This is a genomic window from Vibrio sp. 03_296 (genome assembly GCF_002265885.1).
In genome coordinates this window covers 1-620 of the sequence record NZ_NPKW01000300.1, presented here as the reverse complement: position 1 = coordinate 620, position 620 = coordinate 1, and the positions used below count along the sequence as shown (strand labels likewise).

Genomic DNA, 620 nt, shown 5'->3' with positions numbered 1-620 from the left:
ATAGAGTCGACTGCGACCAGCGTTAAGCTCACGATAAAAAAATACTGTTGCTAAAATAGCAGTTGTTCGGGTAAGAAAATTACCTGAGCCGCTGGCACCAAAAACAGTGTTTGATGCGCCCGCACCGAACGAGGCTCCCATATCTGCGCCTTTACCTTGCTGAATCAACACAAGGCCAATTACACCAAGCGCTGCCAACAGGTAAATCACAAGTAGAACGCTAAACATTTTTCCACCTATGTTCCAAATTGTTGAGCCAGCGCTATTCTCTGACTTGCATTAAGCAAGCAAGAACAAGGCTAGCATCCTCCTAACTGAAGGCCGAGCAATACTAACGAAAGGAGTCATTCATGACAAGCGAAAATACAAAAAAAGAGCACAACGCACTGAACGGTTAAAAARGGGCAAAATATCAATTTTAATCGAAAAAAAGAGCTACTTTCAAAGTAGCTCCTTTCACATTCGAGAAGATAAGCTTGTGATAATTTAGCAGTTGTCTTTCACTGCTTGTGCAATTTTAAGTGCACTATTTTGTACAAGTTCACCATCTTCGCCTTCTACCATCACACGAATTAATGGCTCGGTACCTGATTTACGTAGAAGAACTCGGCCTTTACTGC

General features: G+C 42.2%; 2 protein-coding genes. Both read right to left on the bottom strand.

All coding sequences use genetic code 11. From position 1 onward, the window contains the following. Window positions 1-228 (bottom strand): preprotein translocase subunit SecG (gene secG, locus CIK04_RS24165; protein WP_128824677.1); only part of this gene is annotated, 228 nt, incomplete at its 3' end. 258 nt (window positions 229-486) lie between these two features. Beyond that, window positions 487-620 (bottom strand): hypothetical protein (locus CIK04_RS24160; RefSeq protein ID WP_142995005.1); only part of this gene is annotated, 134 nt, incomplete at its 5' end.